The sequence below is a fragment of the Alcaligenes sp. EGD-AK7 genome (assembly GCF_000465875.3).
GTDB classification, from domain to species: Bacteria; Pseudomonadota; Gammaproteobacteria; order Burkholderiales; family Burkholderiaceae_B; genus Alcaligenes; species Alcaligenes phenolicus.
Map to the genome: position 1 here is coordinate 82,808 of NZ_AVOG02000069.1, position 19,640 is coordinate 102,447.

The window sequence follows — 19,640 nt, forward strand, 5'->3', positions numbered from 1 at the left end:
TGCCCTTACTTGCTACGTTGGGCCAGCTTTTGTTCCAGGTAGTGAATGCTGGTGCCGCCTGCCTTGAAGCTGGCGTCCTGCATCAATTCCCGGTGCAGATCCACGTTCGTCTTGATCCCTTCCACCACCATTTCGGACAAGGCAATGTCCATACGGGCAATGGCTTGCTCGCGCGTCTTACCGTAGGTAATCAGCTTGGCAATCATGGAATCGTAGTACGGCGGCACGGTGTAGCCGGTGAACACGTGCGAGTCGATACGCACGCCAGGGCCACCGGGAGTGTGCCACTTGGTAATCAAGCCTGGGCTTGGTACGAAGTTGAATGGATCTTCCGCGTTGATACGGCATTCGATCGAGTGACCTTCAAACTCGATGTCACGCTGGCGCAGCACGAACTTCTCGCCTGCGGCCACTTTGATCTGCTCCTGGACCAGATCAATGCCGGTGATCATTTCAGTGATGGTGTGTTCGACCTGAATACGGGTGTTCATCTCGATAAAGAAGAACTCGCCGTTTTCGTACAGGAATTCAAACGTACCAGCACCGCGGTAACGCATACGACGGCAGGCATCAGCACAACGCTCGCCGATGCGTTCGATCAGGCGACGTGGAATACCTGGAGCCGGTGCTTCTTCAATCACTTTCTGGTGACGACGCTGCATGGAGCAGTCGCGCTCACCCAGCCAAACTGCATTGCGATCCCCATCAGCCAATACCTGAATTTCGATATGGCGTGGATTCTCGAGGTACTTTTCCATGTAGACCTCGGGATTATTGAACGCAGCAGCGGCTTCGGTTTTGGTCGTGGCAACGGCCGTCAGCAAAGCGGCTTCGGTGTAGACCACGCGCATACCGCGACCACCACCACCGCCAGAGGCCTTGATGATGACCGGATAGCCCACTTCACGGGCAATGCGCACGATTTCTGCGGGATCGTCGGGCAAGGCGCCGTCCGAACCGGGAACCACAGGCACACCGGCCTCGATCATGGCTTTTTTGGCCATGACCTTATCGCCCATCGTGCGGATGTTCTCGGGACGTGGGCCGATAAAGACAAAACCGCTCTTTTCGACACGATCAGCGAAGTCCGCGTTTTCAGCCATAAAGCCGTAGCCAGGGTGAATGGCTTCCGCATCGGTGACTTCTGCTGCCGAGATAATGGCAGGCATGCTCAGGTAGCTGTCACGGGCTTGGGCGGGGCCAATACACACGGCCTCGTCGGCCAGACGCACGTACTTGGCACCACGATCAGCTTCAGAATAAACGACGACTGTCTTGATACCCATCTCGCGACAAGCGCGCTGGATACGCAAGGCAATTTCGCCCCGATTGGCGATTAGGATTTTTTCAAACATATCATCAACCGATGACGAACAGAGTCTGACCGTATTCCACCGGCCCGCCGTTTTCAACCAGAATTTCCTTGATCACGCCGGACTTGTCGGCTTCGATCTCGTTTAGCAGCTTCATGGCTTCGATAATGCACAAAGGCTCGCCTTCCTTGACCGTCTGGCCCACTTCCACAAAAGGAGCAGCGCCTGGGCTAGGAGCACGGTAGAACGTGCCGACCATAGGAGCCTTGACGGCGTGGCCTTCGGGAACGGCGGGTGCAGCGGGAGCTGCGGCAGGAGCGCCAGCGGCGGGGGCTACCACCTGGGCTACAGGAGCCTCGGGAGCATAGACCACGGGAGCTGCCGAGCTTTGCGAAAATTTCACAATGCGAACCTTGTCATCACCTTCAGTGATTTCCAGTTCGGCAATGCCAGACTCGGCTACCAGATCGATCAGGGTTTTGAGTTTTCTAAGATCCATGCGTACTTCCCGCAACGCCGCACTAGCCACTGACTGGGTCAGGACGGCATTAAAAAAATATTGGTCAAAAAAACGAAACGAACCGCCTAACTATTCAAAGCAAACCGCAGCGCGGCTTCATAACCGTAGGCCCCCAAACCAACAATGACACCGCTAGCGATGTCAGAGAGATAGGAGTGGTGACGGAACGGCTCACGACGGTGAACATTGGACAGATGAACTTCAATAAACGGAATACCGACACCGGCAAGCGCATCCCGTATCGCCACGCTGGTATGGGTGTAGGCCCCAGCATTGATCAGGATGAAATCCACGCCCTCGGTACGGGCTTGATGAATTCGATCGACGAGCCCGCCTTCGTGATTACTTTGAAAAAAATGACACTGCGCGCCATGCTGGTCGGCCAGCACCTGTAAACCACTGTTGATATCGTCGAGAGTCTGATGTCCGTAGACATCGGGTTCTCGGGTACCCAGCAGGTTGAGGTTGGGCCCGTTAAGGACCAGGACATGTTTCGCCATAGCGGATTTTTCGTCAAGACAGACCGCCTTTTTACGCTAAATAACGTCATTTGTCCATAAACCTGCTTGGCTTACAAACAGTTAGCATTGGTCCCATCCCGTTTGAAACAGGGGTGGACCAGACCGACAATTTGACGAAATTAAGCGAAAAAGTCGGCCAGTTAGCGTTGAGCTTTAATAACTTCGTCCAACTTTTCGGGATCTATCTGGCCCAAAATGCGTTCACTGACCCGGCCATTGCTGCCAAACACGACAGTAAAGGGCAATCCGCCCTTTTTATTGCCCACGCTACGCATTTGCTTCAGGCCGCCCGAGCCAGCCAGCAAAATGTCGTAACTGACCGGCACGCGTTCCAGAAACTCTTTCACGTTATCCAGCGAGTCCACTGCAATACCCACAAAGTTCACCTCGGGGTAGCGTTTGTGCAGTTCCTGCAGATCCGGCATTTCCTTGACGCAAGGTGCACACCAGGTCGCCCAGAAATTGACCACCAGGGGCTTGCCTATATAAGTAGAGAGCGCGCGATCTTCGCCCTGAAGATCCTTGAAGCTTTGCGCCAGGAAGGGGTCTGAAGGCAGCAAACTGGCCCAAGGGGCGGGATGCAGGGCCAAAAGACTTGCACACACTAGCGATTTCTGCAGAAAAAGACGCCTACGCATACCGGCTCACACCTGAAAAAATATCATCTGGGGATGATAGCACCGGCCCTCACCAAAGCTCACGCATCAGATCAAACAGTCGTCTAGAATACAGGCCGGAGGATTGTCATGCACATACATATACTAGGAATTTGCGGCACATTCATGGGTGGTCTGGCCCTGATTGCCCGCTCGGCTGGCCATACGGTTACCGGTTGCGATGCCGGGGTCTACCCGCCCATGAGCACGCAGCTGGAAGAACAAGGCATTGAGCTTATTGAAGGCTTTGGCGCAGAGCAAACCAGGCTGTCCCCTGATCTCTATATAGTGGGCAATGTAGTTACGCGCGGTAATCCTCTGATGGAAGCCATTCTGGATCAGGGTCTGCCTTATACATCCGGCCCGCAATGGCTGGGCGAGAACATTCTGCACAAGCAGCACGTTCTGGCCGTGGCCGGCACGCACGGCAAGACCTCCACCAGCTCCATGCTGGGCTGGATCCTGGAACAGGCCCAGCTGTCCCCCAACTTCCTGATCGGTGGCGTGGCCCCCGGCCTGGGTGTGTCGGCCCGCTTCAATCCAGAACAATCCTTGTTTGTGATCGAGGCCGACGAATACGACACCGCCTTTTTCGACAAGCGCTCCAAATTTGTTCACTACCGCCCCCGCACGGCCATCCTGAACAATCTGGAATACGATCACGCTGATATCTTCCCTGATCTGCACGCCATCCAGACCCAATTTCACCATCTGGTGCGTACCATCCCCTCCTCCGGGCTGATTCTGCGTCCCACCCACACCCCCAGCCTAGACGAAACCCTGGCCCGTGGATGCTGGACGCCGGTTGAACAGTTTGGCCCCGACGGAGATTGGGACAGCAAGGCAATCAGCGCCACCTCTTTCGACGTGATGTTCAAAGGCCAGTCCCAAGGCATCGTCCAATGGACACTGACCGGCGAACACAATCGCCTGAACGCTCTGGCCGCCATCGCCGCTGCCCACCATGTGGGCGTCAAACCTGAACAGGCTTGCGCGGCACTGAGCCAATTCGCCGGCATCAAGCGCCGCATGGAAGTGCGTGGCGTGGTCAATGACATTACCGTCTACGACGATTTTGCCCATCACCCTACCGCCATTGCTACTACGCTAGCCGGTTTGCGCAGCCAGACAGGTAAAGCCACCCGAATTCTGGCCGTGTTGGAGCCACGCTCCAACACCATGAAGCTGGGTGCCATGGCTGCCCGCCTGCCCGGTTCGCTGGAAGATGCCGACCTGGTTTTTTGCTACGGCGAGACCCAGGGCAAGCACGCGCTGGGTTGGGATGCGGCCAAGGTCCTGGCTCCTTTAGGGGATCGCGCCACAGCGTGGAATGATTTGGATAAAATGGTTCAGGCCATTGTTCAGGCCAGCCAGCCCGGCGATGCCATTGTCGTGATGAGTAACGGCAGCTTTGGCGGCATTCATCAGCGCCTGCTGGATCAACTGTCACGCTGACCCTCTTATCTATATAGCAGGTGCCTCCATGATCCTCTATCTACACGGCTTTCGTTCCTCGCCTTCGTCCTACAAAGCGCAGCGCCTGAAACAAACCATGCAGGACAGGGGCTTGCTGCACCTGTGGCGCTGCCCGCAATTGCCCGCCAGCCCGGCCCAGGCCATTGCCATGTGCAAGCGCATTGTGGACACGGCAATGCAGGCGGGCATGAGCGCCGATCAATTGTGTGTGATCGGCTCCTCGCTGGGCGGTTACTATGCCAGCCACCTGGCGCAGCACTATCACAGCCGCGCCGTGCTGCTTAACCCGGTGGTCTACGCAGGGCGCGATCTGGCTACGCAGGTGGGCGAGCATGTCTGTTATCACTCGCCCGACCCGTTTCACTTCCTGCCCGACTATGTGGATGAGCTCAACGACATTCACGTACCACGCCCCAGCGATCCCCAGCGCTTTTACCTGCTGGCCGCCAAAGGTGATGAAGTCCTGAACTGGCGCGAGATGGCGGACTGGTACAAAGGCAGCCAAGGTCACATTCTGGAAGGCGGAGATCACGGCCTGACCGACTTTGATCCCTGGATCGACGAAATTTTGCGCTTTGCCCTGCAACAACCTTAACTATCTTTACCGGATGGCCAGCACCATCCAGATGGAAAATCATGTACGTCCTTTTTGAAGACAGCGGTAATTTCAAAGCAGAAAAAATATTTTCTGACAGCGATACCACCATGCAGGTGGAATCCGCGTCTGGCAAACGCAGCAAAATAAAGAAAAACAGCGTTCTATTTACCTTCGAGCAGCCCGCCCCGGCAGAACTGCTGGAAAAAGCCCAAGCGCTGGCCGAATCCCTGGATATCAATTTTTTATGGGAATGCGCCCCCCAGGAGGAGTTTGAAGCGTCCACGCTGGCACAGGATTATTTCGGTCACGCGCCCAGCGCTGTCGAAAAAACCGGCACCATCTTTGCCCTGCACAGCGCACCCGCCTACTTTCACCGTCGTGGCAAAGGGCTGTACCGCCCTGCTCCGCCAGAGATTTTGCAAGCCGCTCTGGCCGCCATTGAAAAGAAACGCCTGCAGCAAGAGCAGATCCAGACCTGGGCCGAACAGATGATCAAGGGCGAACTGCCGCCCGAAGTTGCCGAGAAAGCCAGCACCTTCCTGACTCAGCCAGACAAGAACACGCTGGAGTGGAAAGCGTTTGATCAGGCCCAGAAAGAACTGGGTGTCAGCACGGAAAAGCTGCTGCTGTCGCTGGGTGCCTGGTCCAATCCACTGACTTTGCATCAACATCGCTTTTTGGCCGCGCACTTCCCCAAAGGGACAGGCTTTCCGGAGATTGCCCTGCAAAATTGGGGGCAGGACCTGCCCGAGGCCGATGTCACCGCCTACTCGGTGGACGACGCCAATACGATTGAAATTGACGACGCCCTGTCCGTCCAGCATCCGGAACCGGGCCGCCTGCGTATCGGGGTTCACATTGCCGTGCCTTCGCTGGCCTTGGCTCGTGGCAACGAGATCGACCAGATCGCCCGCAATCGCATGGCAACGGTATACACACCGGGCTACAAGATCCCTATGCTGCCGCCCGAGCTGATCGCGCATTTCTCCCTGGATCAAGGGCAGACTCGTCCTACCCTGTCGCTGTATGTAGACGCCGACATCAGCACTGGTGAAATCCTGTCGCATCAGACTCGTCTGGAACGCATTACCGTGGCGGGCAACCTGCGCCAACACGAGCTGGACCCGCTCATCAGCGAAGAAGCTCTGGCCGACGAAAACGCCGAACTGCCCTATGCACAATGGCTGCGTCCGCTATGGAACTTCTCGCGCCAACTGTCAGCCCAGCGTGAAGCCGTGCGTGGCAAACCGGAAAACAATAACCGTGTGGAATACAGCTTCGAGCTGGATGGCCCGCACGACGATCCAAACTCCATCATTCGTCTGGTGCCACGCGTGCGCAATGCGCCGCTAAGCCTGCTGGTGGCTGAATACATGATTCTGGCCAATCAGCTGTGGGGCGGTTTGCTGGCCGAGCACAATGTGCCCGGTATTTACCGCTCCCAGCAGTTCATGCGTACGCGTATGTCCACCACGCCCGGCCCGCACGAATCCATTGGTGTGCCGCAATACATCTGGTCGACCTCGCCTCTGCGCCGTTATGTGGACCTGATCAATCAGGGCCAGATTCTGGCGGCGGCCGAGCACGGCATCTCCGCACGCCTGGCCGCCCCCTTCCAGCCCAAGGATGCGGATCTGTACGCCATTATTGGCGCCTTTGAATCGCAATACACCCAGTGGTCGGACTACCAGTCGTCTCTGGAGCGCTTCTGGTGCCTGCGCTGGCTGCAACAAAACGACATCAAGCAAGTCCAGGCCAACTTCATCAAGGAGGATCTGGTGCGCCTGAGCAATGCGCCGCTGGTTCTTCATGTCCCCGGCCTGCCAGCACTTGAACGTGGTCAGGAAGTCACGCTGGATCTGTTGTCCTTCGACGAACTGGCTTTGACGGTGGAAGCCCGTTTGCGCTCGGTCGCCACGGCTGACTGACGATCATGACCAAGCTCGACCGCCGCCACGCGCCCAAAGACTATTTGTGGCTGGCGGTCGCCCTTTCGGCACTGATTCATCTTTTGCTGATCTTCTGGCCGGCTCGCGCGCCCTCGCCCGCACCAGCCAACAGTCTGGATGTAGCACTGGTCAATTTCAGTACCGACTCGGCACCGTTAAGTCCCCAACTGTTAGCGCAGTTGAATCTGGATGGCGGCGGAGAGCATCAGCAAGGGCAAGCCAGCAATCCTTTGCCGCTGACCGATCCCAATCTGCCGAATCAGTTAGTGCTGGAAGCCTTGCGTGCACGCCAGCAAAGCCTGGAAGCTGAACAGCAGCGCCTGCTGGGCGAGCTGGAAAGTCAGGACAAGGCACCTTTGTCGACACCCAGCTTTGAATATATTGGCGCGTCCATTGAGCCCGGCCCGGACGACCATGATCTGGACCCACAAGTGCAAAATAGCCAACTGGCGATTTTGCGTGAGCAGATTCGTGAACAACAACGCCAACCCCGCTACCACTATGTAGGCCCCAGCGCCAAAGCCAGCGAACAAGCCCAGTACCTGGATCAGTGGCGTCAAAAAATTGAGCAGACCGGCACCCGCCACTATCCGAAGCAAAATGGCGAGCAACTGTACGGTCAGCTGCAAATGACAGTCTATATCCGGCGCGATGGCAGCCTGCTGCGTGCCCAGATTACTGAGCCTTCAGATCAGGCCGCCTTGAATCTGGCGGCCCGCCGCATTGTGGAACTGGCCGCCCCCTTCGCCCCCCTGCCCGAACAAGTGGCTCCTGGCGCGGATGTACTCGTCATTACCCGCAGCTGGAGTTTTACGCATGACAGGCTCAGTATGCACGGCACGGATGTGCAATAAGATCGTATTGTCCACAGCAAGCTCTGACAAAAGCAGACCCTAGGGTAAAATATGCGCTTTCAGCCTTGGGGCTGACACCTCACAACAAGACAAGCATCGCTCAACCATGCCCGACACGACTCCCGCCAAGCGCTACGGCGTTATTGGTCACCCTATCGAGCACAGCCGCTCTCCACAAATCCATACGCAGTTTGCCAGCCAGTTCAATCTGGCCCTGAGCTACGAGCGCATTCTGGCACCACTGGATGGCTTTAACGCCACCGTGGAGGAGTTTTTCAGGGACGGCAGCGGCCTGAATGTCACCTTGCCCTTCAAAGAGCAGGCTTATGATCTGGTGGGCCCACGCTTGAGCCGTCGCGCTCGCATGGCCGGAGCCGTCAATACGCTATGGCTGGAAGATGGACAGTTGCACGGCTGCAATACCGATGGCGTGGGCCTGTGCTCGGACCTGCTGCGTGTCGGCCACAACCCGGAAGGCAAGCGTATCTTGCTGATCGGTGCAGGTGGTGCCTCGCGTGGAGTGGTGTTCCCCTTATTGGAAGCCGGTTGCGAAATGCTGCACATCATCAACCGCACCAGCGCCAAAGCCTACGACATTCGTGAGCAGGTCGTTGCTCTGGACCCGGATGCCTCCCGCCGCCTGAGCGCGGGCGGTCTGGACGACCATTGTGGCGACTGGGACATTGTGATCAATGCCACCTCGGCCAGCCTGAACCAGAATCTGCCCGAACTGCCAGATGCCCGTTATCGCAGCAACTCTCTGGCCTACGATATGTTTTATGCCAGCGAACCCACTGCTTTCATGCGTGCCGCCGAGCAAGCCGGTGCCACACATAGCAAAGATGGCCTTGGCATGCTGGTAGGCCAAGCGGCCGCCAGCTTTCAGATCTGGCACGGCGTAGAGGCCGATGTCGAACCCGTACTGGCCCAGCTGCGCCAGGACATCGGACAAATCTGACGTGCGTCGCCTTCTGGCCCATCCCTGGAAACTGGCTGGCCTGGCCGTTCTGGCCGTGGCCGCTGGTGTTCTGCTTTATCAGATCGCCCTGTTTCTGATGGTGCTCTGGTACAGCGTGGTGCCGCCCCGCATGACCACCTTCATGGCGGCCGAACAGGGCCAGTTGCGCAGCGCCAATGCGGATGCCGAACTGCGCTATCAATGGGTGCCGTACGACAAGATCAGCGCCAATTTGAAACGCGCGGTGATTGCCTCCGAAGATTCGAACTTCCTGAACCATTCGGGGGTCGAATGGGATGCCATTCGCAAAGCCTGGGAATACAACCGCCGCCAGTCGGAAAAGGGCTCTACCCGCCGTCGTGGTGGTTCTACCATTTCCCAGCAATTGGCCAAGAATCTGTTTCTATCAGAATCACGCAGTTATCTGCGTAAAGGTCAGGAATTGATTCTGACCTATATGATTGAAACCGTCATGAGCAAGGAACGCATTCTGGAGCTATACCTGAACGTAGCTCAATGGGGAGAAGGCGTTTTTGGCGCCCAGGCGGCGGCACGCCACTACTTCAAGGTGGATGCGGCCAGGCTCAGTGCCATGCAGGCCGCCCGTCTGGCAGGCATGTTACCCAACCCGGCCTACTATGACAAAAACCGTAACAGCCCCTATTTGCAATCGCGCACGCGCACTATCAGTCAACGTATGCGACAAGTCGCTATTCCCTGACTGCAATCCGCATTTTTGTTAAGCTAGCCACGTCTTTCCTGGGCCCTATTTTCATGCGCACCGCACGCCGCTATCTCGCTTCCGAAATCTATCGCTCCAGCGCCGTGGTGCTGATTGCCCTGCTTGGCCTGTTTACCTTTTTCGCCCTGATTGAAGAGCTGGACAAGGTCGGCTCCAAGTTCACCCTGATGAATCTGTTTTACATCCAGGCCCTGGAGCTGCCCACCCGTCTGTACGACCTGCTGCCCATTGGCCTGTTGATTGGTGCCACCCTGGCCCTGGCCAGTCTGGCTCAGCGCAATGAGCTGGTAATTTTGCGTGCGTCAGGCGTTAGCGGCCTGCACATGATGCTGATGCTCTGGACCATTACCCTGCCCCTGGTAGGGGGGGCCTTTGTTTTGTCCGAGTATGTCACCCCCATGGCCGAGATCAAATCCAGTGAGCAAGGCATGGCCTTGCTGGGACGTTCCGGTGGCGGCCGTCTGGACAGTGGCTACTGGTTCAAGGAGAGCAATGACAGTGGCGGGGTGCGCATCATCAATATTGCCAACCTGCAGGGCGATGGCAAAGTAAGCGATGTCAGCGTGTTCGACTTCGCGGATGGGCAGCGCCTGAGTGCAATGACTCAAGCGCCCAGCGGACAGTTCCACAAGAACCAGCTGGACTTGCAGGACGTTACCGAGACCCAAGTCAATGAGCAGGCCCACACGGCTCTGTCACAGGATAAGGCACCTGATCAAGCGCTGGTCAAAATTGAAAAACGCCCCACCTTGACGCTGACCACCACGCTAACGCCGGATCGACTGATTGCACGCGTCGTGACACCCGAGCGCATGTCCATTCTGGACCTGAAGGACTACATCGGCTATCTGGACGCGAACAAGCTGCAGACCAAACGTCAGGTTGTGGCCCTGTGGCGCAAAGTCGCTTACCCCTTTACCTTGCTGGTCATGATTACCATTGCTGCGCCTATCGGCTTCATGCAGACCCGCCACGGCGGTGTGGGCACCAAGGTCTTTACCGGTATCTTGCTGGGCGTGGGCTTTTTCATGATCAATCAGTTGGCCTTGAACGTGGCCATGCTCAGCAATCTGGCGCCGTGGGTCACCGCTCTGGTTCCGAACCTGATCGCCATGGCCATGGCCTTGAGTGCTCTTATCATGATGGAAAACCGGCACAACCGGCGTCGTCGCAACTCCAGCACAACCAACTAAATCATGTCCTTAGCTACTTCCCCTGCCATCTGGGCGATTGGTGATATTCAAGGCTGCTGCCGCCCCCTGGACAGCTTGCTCAGCCATCCTGATGTTGCAGCCGACAGCCAGGCCAAATTCTGGTTTGCAGGCGATCTGGTCAACCGTGGCCCGGACTCTCTGGGAGCGTTGCGCCTGATTCGTTCTCTGGGCGATCGCGCCGTCTGTGTACTGGGCAACCACGACATTCACTGTCTGGCAGTCGCTGCCGGGGTGCGCAAGCCCGGCAAGCAGGATACCTTGCAGGAACTGCTGGCCGCGCCGGACGCACAAGAGTTGCTGGACTGGCTGCGACACCAACCGCTGGCTCATTATGAGCATGACCATCTGATGGTACATGCCGGAGTGCACCCCGACTGGAGCCCGGAGCAAACGCTGGAATACGCCCACGAGCTGGAAGCACTCTTACGTGCGGATGACTGGCAAGACAAGATTATTGAGTTGTTCGGCAACAACCCGGATCGTTGGGATGCTGGGCTACAAGGCTACGATCGCCTGCGCGCCATTGTCAGCACCTTGACCCGCATGCGCATGTGCGATGTGAATGGTCGCATGGACTTCAAGCACAAGGGTGCGCCGGATGCCGAGTCCGGCTTGCTAGCGTGGTATGAAATGCCGAATCGCGCCTGTGCCCAGGTCCCTATTATTTTTGGACATTGGTCTACGCTGGGCTTGCTGAACACGCCTACCGTGATCAGTCTGGATACCGGCTGCGTCTGGGGTCGCCAGCTTAGTGCTGTACGCCTGCAAGACCGGCATCTGGTTCAGATTCACTGCCCGGAAAGCAAAAAACCGGGCTAAAGCCATCAGGCCTCGACAGTGACGGCCTCGGGGCACACGACCGCACGGATCTGTTCACGAGCTGTTTGTGCCGTTTGCGAACGTCCCCATTCCGTACAGGATTGAGCCGGCATCAGGTCCAGAAAATGGCAGTGCACAGAGACATTACGCGCACTGAGCAGAACCCAGATATTGCCAACCAGAGACTGCTCGCCCACAAAGGCAAAGCGCTCACTGCGCTGACCTTTCTGCTCAAATACCAGAGCCACCGGCTGAATATCCACATTCAGGCTGATAGCCGTCTCAAACAAACTGGCGTGGAAAGGCTGTACATCCAGTCCGGTTGAAGTGGTGCCTTCAGGGAACAGACCTACGGCATCACCACGCTCAAAGCACACAGCCATTTGCTGGCTGACAATCTGAATGGCGCGACGCTGTCCGCGCTCAATGAAAACCGTCCCTGCACCCGCCACCAGCCAGCCAATCACTGGCCAACGGCGAATATCGCTTTTTGCAATGAAAGAGGTACTACGCACGCTGTTGAGTACAAAAATGTCCAACCAGGAGATATGGTTGGACACATAGAGCACGGAGCGATCCTGAACGGCCTGGCCGTGCTGCAGTACACGCACGCCGCAGATCAGCATCAAGAGGCGCGACATGCGCAACACCATGACGCGGCGCCCGCCTGGACGCAATACCGGAAAAAGCAGACCGACGCTTAACAAGCCGACCACGATCCACACAATCAGAGCGACAGCGCGCCAACTAAAACGAAATAAACTAATCAAAAGGCTGCAACCTTGTAGAGAGCTCAGGCCGGTGGCAGGCTGTCCAGATATCGCTGCAGGATCACGCAAGCTGCCATGGCATCATCATCGTCATTATTGCCCAGCAATTCTTGAGCCTCCATGCTGGAGCCCCGCTCATCGACCAGGTCTACTGCAACGCCATAGCGACCGTGCAGTTGGTTGGCAAAACGCCGACACCGCAGCGAAGCATACTGCTCGCCACCATCCAGGGTCAAAGGCAAACCTACCACGACGCGATCGGGCTGCCATTCCTTGAGCAAAGCCTCGATAGCCGCAAAGCGCTGTTCCCGTGTAACGGGCCGCAAAATCGTATAAGGGCGGGCCTGGCGCGTCAAGGTGTTGCCCAGCGCCACGCCAATTTTTTTCAGGCCATAGTCAAAGGCCAGCAAGGTTTGCGCCGAGCTGACCATTGACGGTGTTTCGTGTTCAGGCATGGCCCGCAGCACCTGTCAGGGTAAAAGGACTGATTCCCAGCAAAGCCAGGGCGCGATCATAGCGCTCCCCAACCGGGGTAGAAAACAGGATTTCATGGGTAGCCTTGATGCTCAGCCAGGCATTGTCGGCCATCTCGCTTTCCAGCTGGCCCGCAGCCCAACCGGCATAACCCAGCGTGACCAGCATATGCACTGGCCCCTGGCCTTGGGCCACGTCCTGCAGCACGTCCCGCGAAGTAGTCAGAGTCAGATCACCTACCCCCAGACTGGAGGTATAGGTTTTATCGGAATCATGGAGAACAAAGCCGCGATCCGTTTGCACCGGTCCACCGAAGTAGACAGACGTCGCGGCCAGATCAGCCCGGTTTTCCACATCCACCTCGATACGAGACAGCAGCTCAACCAGGCTCAGATCCGTTGGTCGATTGATAACAAGGCCCAAGGCACCTTGCTCATTATGTTCACAGACATAAATCACCGTGTCGGCCAAGCTGCCCGAAACCACACCGGGCATGGCAAGTAACAGGTGGTGCGTTAGATCAGCGCTTTCTTGGATTAGCGGGGACTGGCTAGTGGCACTCATACACACCTCCCGTCAAAACAAACCACCTTGGAACTTGAGATGATCACACTTGGATCATTTCGAAGTCTTCCTTACGAGCTCCGCATTCGGGACAGACCCAGTTCGGAGGGACGTCTTCCCAGAGTGTGCCCGGCGCAATGCCTTCCTCAGGCAAACCTGCTTCTTCATCATAAATCCAGCCGCAAATCAGGCACATCCACGTACGCATAGTATTCCTACTGTATTTGTAAACATAGTCCGATCCGCGTGCAAATCGGGGCAATCCATTAAAATGGGGTTCATATTACTAAATTACTCAACCCGTGACATCCAGAGCCTTGCCGGCCCTGCATGGGTAACCAAGACAAGATGGCTGCTGAAATCAAAAATTCAAGTCCTGCTCTGGCGCTCGTGCTGGCTCCTTATGATCCCAGCGGCGGTGCCCACCTGCCCGCCGATGCCATCACTGGCGCTCATCTGGGCTGCCATATCGTCAGCGTGCCCACCGCCTTGCTGGTGCGCGATAGCGCGCAGCAAGAAAACATTCAGACCCTGGCAGAGGACATTGCCGACGACCAGGCGCGCTGCTTGCTGGAGGACATGAACATTCAGGCCATCAAGTGCGGTCCTGTCTACAGTCCTGAAATCGCCAGCATGGTGGCCGAGCTTTGCTCCGACTACCCTGAACTGCCCTTGGTCCTGCACCTGAGCGCCATGCCCACCGGCCTGGACGAGCTGGATGCGGACGATGCTCTTGATGCCAGTTTACGCCTGCTCCTGCCCCTGAGCTCCTTATTATTGATCGACCACCCCAGCCTGGAGCGCTGGCAGGCCGACGAGCTGCTGGGCGACACCCCCGATGCCGTGGAAACCTTGTTGAACAACGGAGCCAATGCCGTACTGGTCACCGGCGTCCCCGGTGCTGCCGGACAATGGCACACGCGCTTTCAGGGACATCACGGTCGTCTGGACTACAGCATGCCGCTGGATGGCGGCCTGCGTCAGCAGGACATAGACAGTTTGCTGGCTACCGCCTGCCTGAGCTTTCTGGCTCAAGGCCACGAGCTGGATAACGCGGTAGAATCAGCCTTGTTGCACCTGCAGGCACGTGCCAGTGACACCTTCCAGCCCGGTATGGGCCACCGCCTGTTCAACCCTGTTGCTCCCCAAAATGACTGACGCCACCACCCTGCGCTTTCCTGCCGGTCTATACGGCATTACTCCCGAATGGGACGACACCGCCCGCTTGTTGAACGCAGTACGTGCCGCTCACGAAGGGGGGTTGCAGGTCTTGCAGTTCCGTCGCAAGAACGGCCCGGAACCAATCCGCCAGCAACAACTCAAAGAGTTGATCAAGCTGTGCCTGTCTTTGGATCTGCCGCTATTGGTGAACGATCACTGGAGCTGGGCGCAAGAGTTTGACGTGCAAGGCGCGCACCTGGGTAAAAGCGATGGCGAGTTGACCCAGGCCCGTCAGGCACTGGGGCCGCAAGCCCTGCTGGGACGCTCCTGCTACAACAGTCTGGATCTGGCTCGCCAGGCCCTGGCAGACGATGCAGACTACATTGCCTTTGGGGCCATGTACCCTTCCAGCGTCAAACCCGAAGCCCCCCCGGCTGAGCTGAACACCTTGCGACAAGCTCGACTGCTTTGCCAAGAACAAGAACACGAGGGACGGCGTGCTGCCATTGTTGCGATTGGCGGCATCACACCCGAGAAAATGCCCGAACTGCTGGAAGCAGGGGTCGATAGCGTTGCCGTTATCAGCAGCCTGTTTGAAACCAGCGATATACGTGCCACGGCGCAACGCTTTACTGACTACTTTCACGCCCAGGACTCATCGCGCTTTATGCGCTGACCCCTTGCCTGGCCTTGACCTTTTCACATCTGGATTCTTGCCTCATGTCCCGTAACTCCGAACTTTTTGAACGTGCCTGCAAAGTCATCCCCGGCGGCGTCAACTCGCCCGTCCGTGCCTTCGGTTCCGTGGGCGGCACCCCGTGCTTTATCGAACGCGCTCAGGGCCCTTACATCTGGGATGCAGACGGCCAGCAATACACGGACTACGTGGGTTCCTGGGGACCGGCCATTCTGGGCCACTCCGATCCGGACGTTATCAAGGCCGTACAGGAAGCCGCCGTACACGGCCTGTCCTACGGCGCGCCTACCGAAGGCGAAGTCGTGCTGGCTGAAACTCTGACCAAAATGCTGCCGTCCATCGAGCAAGTGCGTCTGGTCAGCTCCGGCACCGAAGCCACCATGAGCGCCATTCGTCTGGCCCGTGGCTTTACCGGCCGCAACACCATCATCAAGTTTGAAGGCTGTTACCACGGCCACGCTGACAGTCTGCTGGTCAAAGCCGGTTCCGGCTTGCTGACCTTTGGCAACCCCACCTCTGCAGGCGTGCCAGCCGAATTTGTCGGCCACACCCTGGTGCTGGACTACAACGATCTGGACGCCGTGCGCGATGCTTTCAAACAGAAAGGCAGCGAAATCGCCTGCATTATCGTTGAGCCTTTTGCCGGCAACATGAACCTGGTGCGCCCAGCCCCCGGCTTCCTGGAAGGCTTGCGCGAACTGTGCACCGAATACGGTGCCGTACTGATTTTTGACGAAGTCATGACCGGCTTCCGTGTTGGCCCTCAAGGCGTGCAAGGCCTGACCGGCATTCGTCCTGACCTGACCACCCTGGCCAAGGTGATTGGTGGCGGCATGCCCGTCGGTGCTTTCGGTGGCCGTCGCGACATCATGCAATGCGTCGCTCCCGTCGGTGGTGTTTACCAGGCAGGCACCCTGTCCGGTAACCCTGTTGCTGTGGCCGCGGGTCTGGCAACCTTGAAGAAACTGGCTCAACCCGGTTTCTACGACACCCTGACAGCCAACACCGCCAAGCTGATCCAGGGCTTGAAGGCCGCTGCAAAAGAAGCAGACGTACCTTTTACGGCAGACCACCAAGGCGGCTTGTTCGGTATCTACTTCAGCGAAACCGTGCCCACCTCCCTGGCCCAAGTGTCGGCTGGCGACATCGAGCGCTTCAAGCAGTTCTTCCACGCCATGCTGGACAAGGGTGTGTACTTCGCACCCTCGGCCTTTGAAGCAGGTTTTGTTTCGGTGCAGCACACCCCGGACATTACCGACGCCACTGTGCAAGCGGCACGCGAAGTTTTTGCCACCTTCAAAAACTAAAAGCGCCGGACAAAAAAAGCGGGCTATATGCCCGCTTTTTTTATGCTCTGAACAATCAGTCTTGCGCCATCTGCCGCAAGACAAAGCGCTGCAACTTCCCTGTCTCGGTACGAGGCAGCGAAGTCACGAACTCAATGGCGCGTGGATACTTGTACGGCGCTGCGTTCTCTTTCACAAAATCCTGCAGCTTCTTTTTCAGCTCATCGTTTCCGGTAAAGCCAGGCTTGAGCACAATGAAGGCCTGCACAATCTGGCCCCGTTCTTCATCGGCGGCACCTACAACGCCACACTCGGCCACAGCCTCGTGCTTGAGCAAGGTGCCTTCCACCTCAGGACCGGCAATGTTATAGCCCGAGGAAACAATCATGTCGTCGTTACGAGCCTGGTAATACAGGTAGCCGTCCTCGTCCATCTTGAAGGTGTCGCCAGGGAAGTTCCAACCGCCCTGAACAAACTGCTTCTGACGCTCGTCGTTCAGGTACTTGCAGCCTGTTGGCCCCTTTACGGCCAAACGGCCTACCGTGCCGACTGGCACCGGATTCAGATCATCGTCCAGAATCGTGGCGACATAACCGGGCACCACTTGGCCAATGGCACCAGCACGCACTTTTTCAGGTGGGCTGGACACGTACACGTGAATCATTTCCGTACCGCCAATGCCGTCCGTCATCTCGATGCCGCTGGCCTGCTTCCAAAGCTGACGCGTTGCATCTGGCAAGGCTTCGCCTGCCGACACGGTGGCACGCAAGCTGGCCAAGGAGTAACGATCCACCAAACCAGCCATCTGACGATAGAAGGTGGGTGCGGTAAAGCTCATGGTCACTTTGAAGCGATCAATCATGCCCAGCAGATCGGAAGGCGTCAGACGCTCCAGCAGGACAGTAGATGCACCCACACGCAGCGGGAAGCACAGCAGACCGCCCAGGCCGAAGGTAAAGGCCAAAGGAGGCGTACCGCAGACCACATCATCCGGGGTCAAACGCAGTACGTGACGCGAGAAGGTATCGCACATTGCCAGCACATCACGATGGAAGTGCATGCAACCTTTGGGCTGGCCGGTCGTGCCGCTGGTGAAAGCGATCAGACAAACATCGTCAGCCGCCGTATCGCAAGCGGTGAACTCTTCGGGCTTGTCAGCCAACAAGGCTTCCAGACCCTTGGCGCTTTCATCGTTAAAGCACAGCAGTTGCTTCAGAGCAGGCGTGTAGGAATCATGCGTGGAGTCCATGCAGTGTTCCAGCTCTTCACGCAGGCGCTCGTCACACAAGGCAGCATGAATCTCGGCCTTGTCCAGAATCGTCTTCAGTTCCACCGCCCGCAACAAAGGCATGGTGGGAACCGTAACCAGACCGGCCTTGATGCTGGCCAACCAGCAGGCGGCCATCATGGGGTTATTGGGACCACGCAGCAAAACCCGGTTGCCGGGCACCAGCTTCATGTCCTCAACCAGAACATGAGCAATACGGTTGGTCAGCACGTCCAGCTGCTTGTAGGTCAGACTGCGATTCTCATCGCCCTGTGCCCACTGCAAAGCCACGCGATCACCATGCCCCGCTGCTACCTGCTCTCCCAACAGCGCCACGGCACAATTGAGACGAGCGGGATAGTCCACATCCGGATTGCCTTCCAGCAACATCTCTGGCCACCACTCCATGGGTGGCAGATTGTCGCGTGCAAAGGTATCAAGGTGCGCTGAACGTTCCATCCTTATCTCCTGCGTAGATTACGCCCCACTCAGGCGTAGACCTTGGTCCATCAAAGGCGCCAGCCAAATTGGCAAGGTCTATATTGTTTAGTTCTAAAGGATATTAGCAAAAAAAATGCTCCAGTATCAGCAATCCCGACTACGGGTTATCCGCAGTAGCGCATCATCCTCCGCTGTTTCAAGGGGTATCCTAGACTGATCCCGGCTCCTCTGAGGCCCTTGCCCGCGCAACGCAAAATTCAATAATGAATTTCAGGATATAAGAAATAAATCGATCTTCTGCATGCATTTTTTTCAATTAAGAAAAATTACGGCAGGCATTATTTTTGAAACAAAAAAAAGTATCAGAAAAAGCAGAAAAGTGATTAAGCGAACAGGCGATACAGAGGCAAATGCCTTATACTTCAAATAAATAATCACTTGAATTTAGCCAGCTTATCGTGTCGGATCAAAGTTAGAGTGCCGTCCGAAGATTATTCAAAGCCGTGGCCCTAAAAGTAAATAGCAGACAAGAGTTTGCATTTCCTTACCCAATGCTTTGCCTGCTTTGCCGGTGCTTTCTATCAAGTTGATTAATTTAAGCTTAAAAACGAATTTACTTTGATCTGTCGCAATGTCAAACTTCGAACCAGCCCCTAAGATACCCACCAAGCTAACCCAGCTTGCTCATGGCTGCGGTCTGCGTCCTTCAAAGCTAAACATTTTGGACATGCACCATTAAGGCAAGCTATCTATGATCATGAACGATATCCCCGCTTCCGCCGTCGCCGATGCCGCTCCCGACTTGGAAAGCCGTGCCCATAGCGACGACCACTTCGACACCCGCCTGTGGCTGCGCTTGATGGCCTGCACCAATCTGGTTGAAGGCGAAATTCGCAGTCGCCTGCGTACCGAGCACACGACCACACTGCCCCGTTTTGACCTGATGGCTCAATTGCAGCGTCAGCCCGCTGGCATGAAAATGAGCGAGCTGTCCCGTCACCTGATGGTCACCAACGGCAATATCACGGGCATTACCGATCAGCTGGAAAAAGAAGGTTTGGTCGAACGCATCAAGGTGCTCACCGATCGTCGCAGCTCCCTGATCCGCCTGACACCCAAGGGCAAGCGCCAATTCAAGAAAATGGCTGCCTCCCACGAACAGTGGCTACAAGAGATGTTTGCCAACCTGTCGGAAAAAGCACGCGTCAACCTGTTTGAAGCCCTGGGCGAACTCAAGCTGATCACTCGCAACAACGTGGCCATGGCTGCTCGCGAAAGCTAAGCGCTCCGGCGCGACCAAAGATATGCTCAGGCGGCTCAAAGCAAGTATCATTACTGCTTTGAGCCGCCTTTAACATTG

General features: G+C 56.8%; 21 protein-coding genes. 12 read left to right on the forward strand and 9 right to left on the reverse strand.

Features of this window, described 5'->3' with window-relative positions; all coding sequences use genetic code 11:
• Window positions 1–5: 5 nt before the first annotated feature.
• The 4 genes from accC to N879_RS18570 form a co-directional block, all read right to left on the reverse strand.
• Window positions 6–1,355, reverse strand: a complete 1,350-nt coding sequence (gene accC / locus N879_RS18555; protein ID WP_009460612.1) for an acetyl-CoA carboxylase biotin carboxylase subunit — start codon at window positions 1,353–1,355, stop codon at window positions 6–8.
• 4 nt (window positions 1,356–1,359) lie between these two features.
• Window positions 1,360–1,812 (reverse strand): acetyl-CoA carboxylase biotin carboxyl carrier protein, encoded by a 453-nt coding sequence (gene accB, locus N879_RS18560; RefSeq protein WP_009460610.1) that lies wholly within the window; start codon window positions 1,810–1,812, stop codon window positions 1,360–1,362.
• A gap of 86 nt (window positions 1,813–1,898) precedes the next feature.
• Complete coding sequence (gene aroQ, locus N879_RS18565) at window positions 1,899–2,333, reverse strand: type II 3-dehydroquinate dehydratase (RefSeq protein WP_009460608.1); 435 nt, start codon at window positions 2,331–2,333, stop codon at window positions 1,899–1,901.
• Window positions 2,334–2,494: 161 nt separating this feature from the next.
• A complete protein-coding gene (locus N879_RS18570) occupies window positions 2,495–2,959 on the reverse strand; it encodes a TlpA family protein disulfide reductase (RefSeq protein WP_232466626.1) in 465 nt (154 codons plus the stop codon).
• 141 nt (window positions 2,960–3,100) lie between these two features.
• Here N879_RS18570 and mpl point away from each other — a divergent pair, with 141 nt between their 5' ends.
• The 8 genes from mpl (at window position 3,101) to N879_RS18610 (ending at window position 11,620) form a co-directional block, all read left to right on the forward strand.
• Window positions 3,101–4,465: a UDP-N-acetylmuramate:L-alanyl-gamma-D-glutamyl-meso-diaminopimelate ligase gene (gene mpl, locus N879_RS18575; RefSeq protein WP_009460604.1), complete on the forward strand. Its 1,365-nt coding sequence runs from the start codon at window positions 3,101–3,103 to the stop codon at window positions 4,463–4,465.
• A 28-nt stretch (window positions 4,466–4,493) separates the two neighbouring features.
• Window positions 4,494–5,081 (forward strand): YqiA/YcfP family alpha/beta fold hydrolase, encoded by a 588-nt coding sequence (locus N879_RS18580; protein ID WP_009460602.1) that lies wholly within the window; start codon window positions 4,494–4,496, stop codon window positions 5,079–5,081.
• Window positions 5,082–5,122: 41 nt separating this feature from the next.
• Window positions 5,123–7,012, forward strand: coding sequence for a ribonuclease catalytic domain-containing protein (locus tag N879_RS18585; RefSeq protein ID WP_022983598.1), 1,890 nt, complete (start codon window positions 5,123–5,125; stop codon window positions 7,010–7,012).
• Window positions 7,013–7,017: 5 nt separating this feature from the next.
• On the forward strand, window positions 7,018–7,887 hold the full coding sequence (locus N879_RS18590; protein WP_009460600.1) for an energy transducer TonB: 870 nt from the start codon (window positions 7,018–7,020) through the stop codon (window positions 7,885–7,887).
• Window positions 7,888–7,993: 106 nt separating this feature from the next.
• On the forward strand, window positions 7,994–8,845 hold the full coding sequence (gene aroE / locus N879_RS18595; RefSeq protein WP_009460598.1) for a shikimate dehydrogenase: 852 nt from the start codon (window positions 7,994–7,996) through the stop codon (window positions 8,843–8,845).
• A gap of 1 nt (window position 8,846) precedes the next feature.
• Complete coding sequence (gene mtgA / locus N879_RS18600; protein WP_009460596.1) at window positions 8,847–9,566, forward strand: monofunctional biosynthetic peptidoglycan transglycosylase; 720 nt, start codon at window positions 8,847–8,849, stop codon at window positions 9,564–9,566.
• A 53-nt stretch (window positions 9,567–9,619) separates the two neighbouring features.
• Window positions 9,620–10,780, forward strand: a complete 1,161-nt coding sequence (gene lptG, locus N879_RS18605; RefSeq protein ID WP_022983599.1) for an LPS export ABC transporter permease LptG — start codon at window positions 9,620–9,622, stop codon at window positions 10,778–10,780.
• Window positions 10,781–10,783: 3 nt separating this feature from the next.
• Window positions 10,784–11,620: a symmetrical bis(5'-nucleosyl)-tetraphosphatase gene (locus N879_RS18610; RefSeq protein ID WP_022983600.1), complete on the forward strand. Its 837-nt coding sequence runs from the start codon at window positions 10,784–10,786 to the stop codon at window positions 11,618–11,620.
• 5 nt (window positions 11,621–11,625) lie between these two features.
• Here the strand turns inward: N879_RS18610 and N879_RS18615 are convergent, their stop codons facing one another.
• The 4 genes from N879_RS18615 to N879_RS18630 form a co-directional block, all read right to left on the reverse strand.
• Entirely contained in the window at window positions 11,626–12,390 is a 765-nt protein-coding gene (locus N879_RS18615) for a lysophospholipid acyltransferase family protein (protein WP_009460588.1), read from the reverse strand.
• A 23-nt stretch (window positions 12,391–12,413) separates the two neighbouring features.
• Window positions 12,414–12,821, reverse strand: coding sequence for a Holliday junction resolvase RuvX (gene ruvX, locus N879_RS18620; RefSeq protein WP_009460586.1), 408 nt, complete (start codon window positions 12,819–12,821; stop codon window positions 12,414–12,416).
• Between the two features lie 16 nt (window positions 12,822–12,837).
• Complete coding sequence (locus N879_RS18625) at window positions 12,838–13,359, reverse strand: YqgE/AlgH family protein (RefSeq protein WP_009460584.1); 522 nt, start codon at window positions 13,357–13,359, stop codon at window positions 12,838–12,840.
• Window positions 13,360–13,471: 112 nt separating this feature from the next.
• Window positions 13,472–13,636 carry a rubredoxin gene (locus N879_RS18630; protein ID WP_009460582.1) on the reverse strand — a complete coding sequence of 55 codons (165 nt, stop codon included), beginning with the start codon at window positions 13,634–13,636 and terminating at the stop codon, window positions 13,472–13,474.
• A gap of 140 nt (window positions 13,637–13,776) precedes the next feature.
• Between N879_RS18630 and N879_RS18635 the strand changes: the two genes are divergently transcribed.
• From N879_RS18635 to hemL, 3 genes are read left to right on the forward strand one after another with little or no spacing between them, the layout of a single operon-like run.
• Window positions 13,777–14,586 carry a bifunctional hydroxymethylpyrimidine kinase/phosphomethylpyrimidine kinase gene (locus N879_RS18635; protein ID WP_031233047.1) on the forward strand — a complete coding sequence of 270 codons (810 nt, stop codon included), beginning with the start codon at window positions 13,777–13,779 and terminating at the stop codon, window positions 14,584–14,586.
• A complete protein-coding gene (gene thiE, locus N879_RS18640) occupies window positions 14,579–15,265 on the forward strand; it encodes a thiamine phosphate synthase (RefSeq protein ID WP_022983601.1) in 687 nt (228 codons plus the stop codon). Before N879_RS18635 ends, thiE begins: the two co-directional genes overlap by 8 nt.
• 44 nt (window positions 15,266–15,309) lie before the next feature.
• Window positions 15,310–16,593, forward strand: coding sequence for a glutamate-1-semialdehyde 2,1-aminomutase (gene hemL, locus N879_RS18645; protein WP_022983602.1), 1,284 nt, complete (start codon window positions 15,310–15,312; stop codon window positions 16,591–16,593).
• A 55-nt stretch (window positions 16,594–16,648) separates the two neighbouring features.
• Here the strand turns inward: hemL and N879_RS18650 are convergent, their stop codons facing one another.
• Window positions 16,649–18,298: an AMP-binding protein gene (locus tag N879_RS18650; protein ID WP_009460576.1), complete on the reverse strand. Its 1,650-nt coding sequence runs from the start codon at window positions 18,296–18,298 to the stop codon at window positions 16,649–16,651.
• Window positions 18,299–19,031: 733 nt separating this feature from the next.
• On the opposite strand from N879_RS18650, the gene N879_RS18655 reads away from it, so the two are divergent.
• Window positions 19,032–19,562, forward strand: a complete 531-nt coding sequence (locus N879_RS18655; RefSeq protein ID WP_009460574.1) for a MarR family winged helix-turn-helix transcriptional regulator — start codon at window positions 19,032–19,034, stop codon at window positions 19,560–19,562.
• Window positions 19,563–19,640 lie beyond the last annotated feature (78 nt).

What these genes read in the sequence shown, in the direction of transcription:
- ruvX (WP_009460586.1), bottom strand. Translation starts at nt 12,821, where the DNA reads ATGGTCAGCTCGGCGCAAACCTTGCTGGCCTTTGACTATGGCCTGAAA.
- N879_RS18630 (WP_009460582.1), bottom strand. Translation starts at nt 13,636, where the DNA reads ATGCGTACGTGGATGTGCCTGATTTGCGGCTGGATTTATGATGAAGAA.
- aroE (WP_009460598.1), top strand. Translation starts at nt 7,994, where the DNA reads ATGCCCGACACGACTCCCGCCAAGCGCTACGGCGTTATTGGTCACCCT.
- N879_RS18610 (WP_022983600.1), top strand. Translation starts at nt 10,784, where the DNA reads ATGTCCTTAGCTACTTCCCCTGCCATCTGGGCGATTGGTGATATTCAA.
- accB (WP_009460610.1), bottom strand. Translation starts at nt 1,812, where the DNA reads ATGGATCTTAGAAAACTCAAAACCCTGATCGATCTGGTAGCCGAGTCT.
- N879_RS18655 (WP_009460574.1), top strand. Translation starts at nt 19,032, where the DNA reads ATGATCATGAACGATATCCCCGCTTCCGCCGTCGCCGATGCCGCTCCC.
- N879_RS18625 (WP_009460584.1), bottom strand. Translation starts at nt 13,359, where the DNA reads ATGCCCGGTGTGGTTTCGGGCAGCTTGGCCGACACGGTGATTTATGTC.
- thiE (WP_022983601.1), top strand. Translation starts at nt 14,579, where the DNA reads ATGACTGACGCCACCACCCTGCGCTTTCCTGCCGGTCTATACGGCATT.
- N879_RS18585 (WP_022983598.1), top strand. Translation starts at nt 5,123, where the DNA reads ATGTACGTCCTTTTTGAAGACAGCGGTAATTTCAAAGCAGAAAAAATA.
- N879_RS18635 (WP_031233047.1), top strand. Translation starts at nt 13,777, where the DNA reads ATGGCTGCTGAAATCAAAAATTCAAGTCCTGCTCTGGCGCTCGTGCTG.
- aroQ (WP_009460608.1), bottom strand. Translation starts at nt 2,333, where the DNA reads ATGGCGAAACATGTCCTGGTCCTTAACGGGCCCAACCTCAACCTGCTG.
- accC (WP_009460612.1), bottom strand. Translation starts at nt 1,355, where the DNA reads ATGTTTGAAAAAATCCTAATCGCCAATCGGGGCGAAATTGCCTTGCGT.
- N879_RS18590 (WP_009460600.1), top strand. Translation starts at nt 7,018, where the DNA reads ATGACCAAGCTCGACCGCCGCCACGCGCCCAAAGACTATTTGTGGCTG.
- N879_RS18650 (WP_009460576.1), bottom strand. Translation starts at nt 18,298, where the DNA reads ATGGAACGTTCAGCGCACCTTGATACCTTTGCACGCGACAATCTGCCA.
- N879_RS18580 (WP_009460602.1), top strand. Translation starts at nt 4,494, where the DNA reads ATGATCCTCTATCTACACGGCTTTCGTTCCTCGCCTTCGTCCTACAAA.
- lptG (WP_022983599.1), top strand. Translation starts at nt 9,620, where the DNA reads ATGCGCACCGCACGCCGCTATCTCGCTTCCGAAATCTATCGCTCCAGC.
- mpl (WP_009460604.1), top strand. Translation starts at nt 3,101, where the DNA reads ATGCACATACATATACTAGGAATTTGCGGCACATTCATGGGTGGTCTG.
- hemL (WP_022983602.1), top strand. Translation starts at nt 15,310, where the DNA reads ATGTCCCGTAACTCCGAACTTTTTGAACGTGCCTGCAAAGTCATCCCC.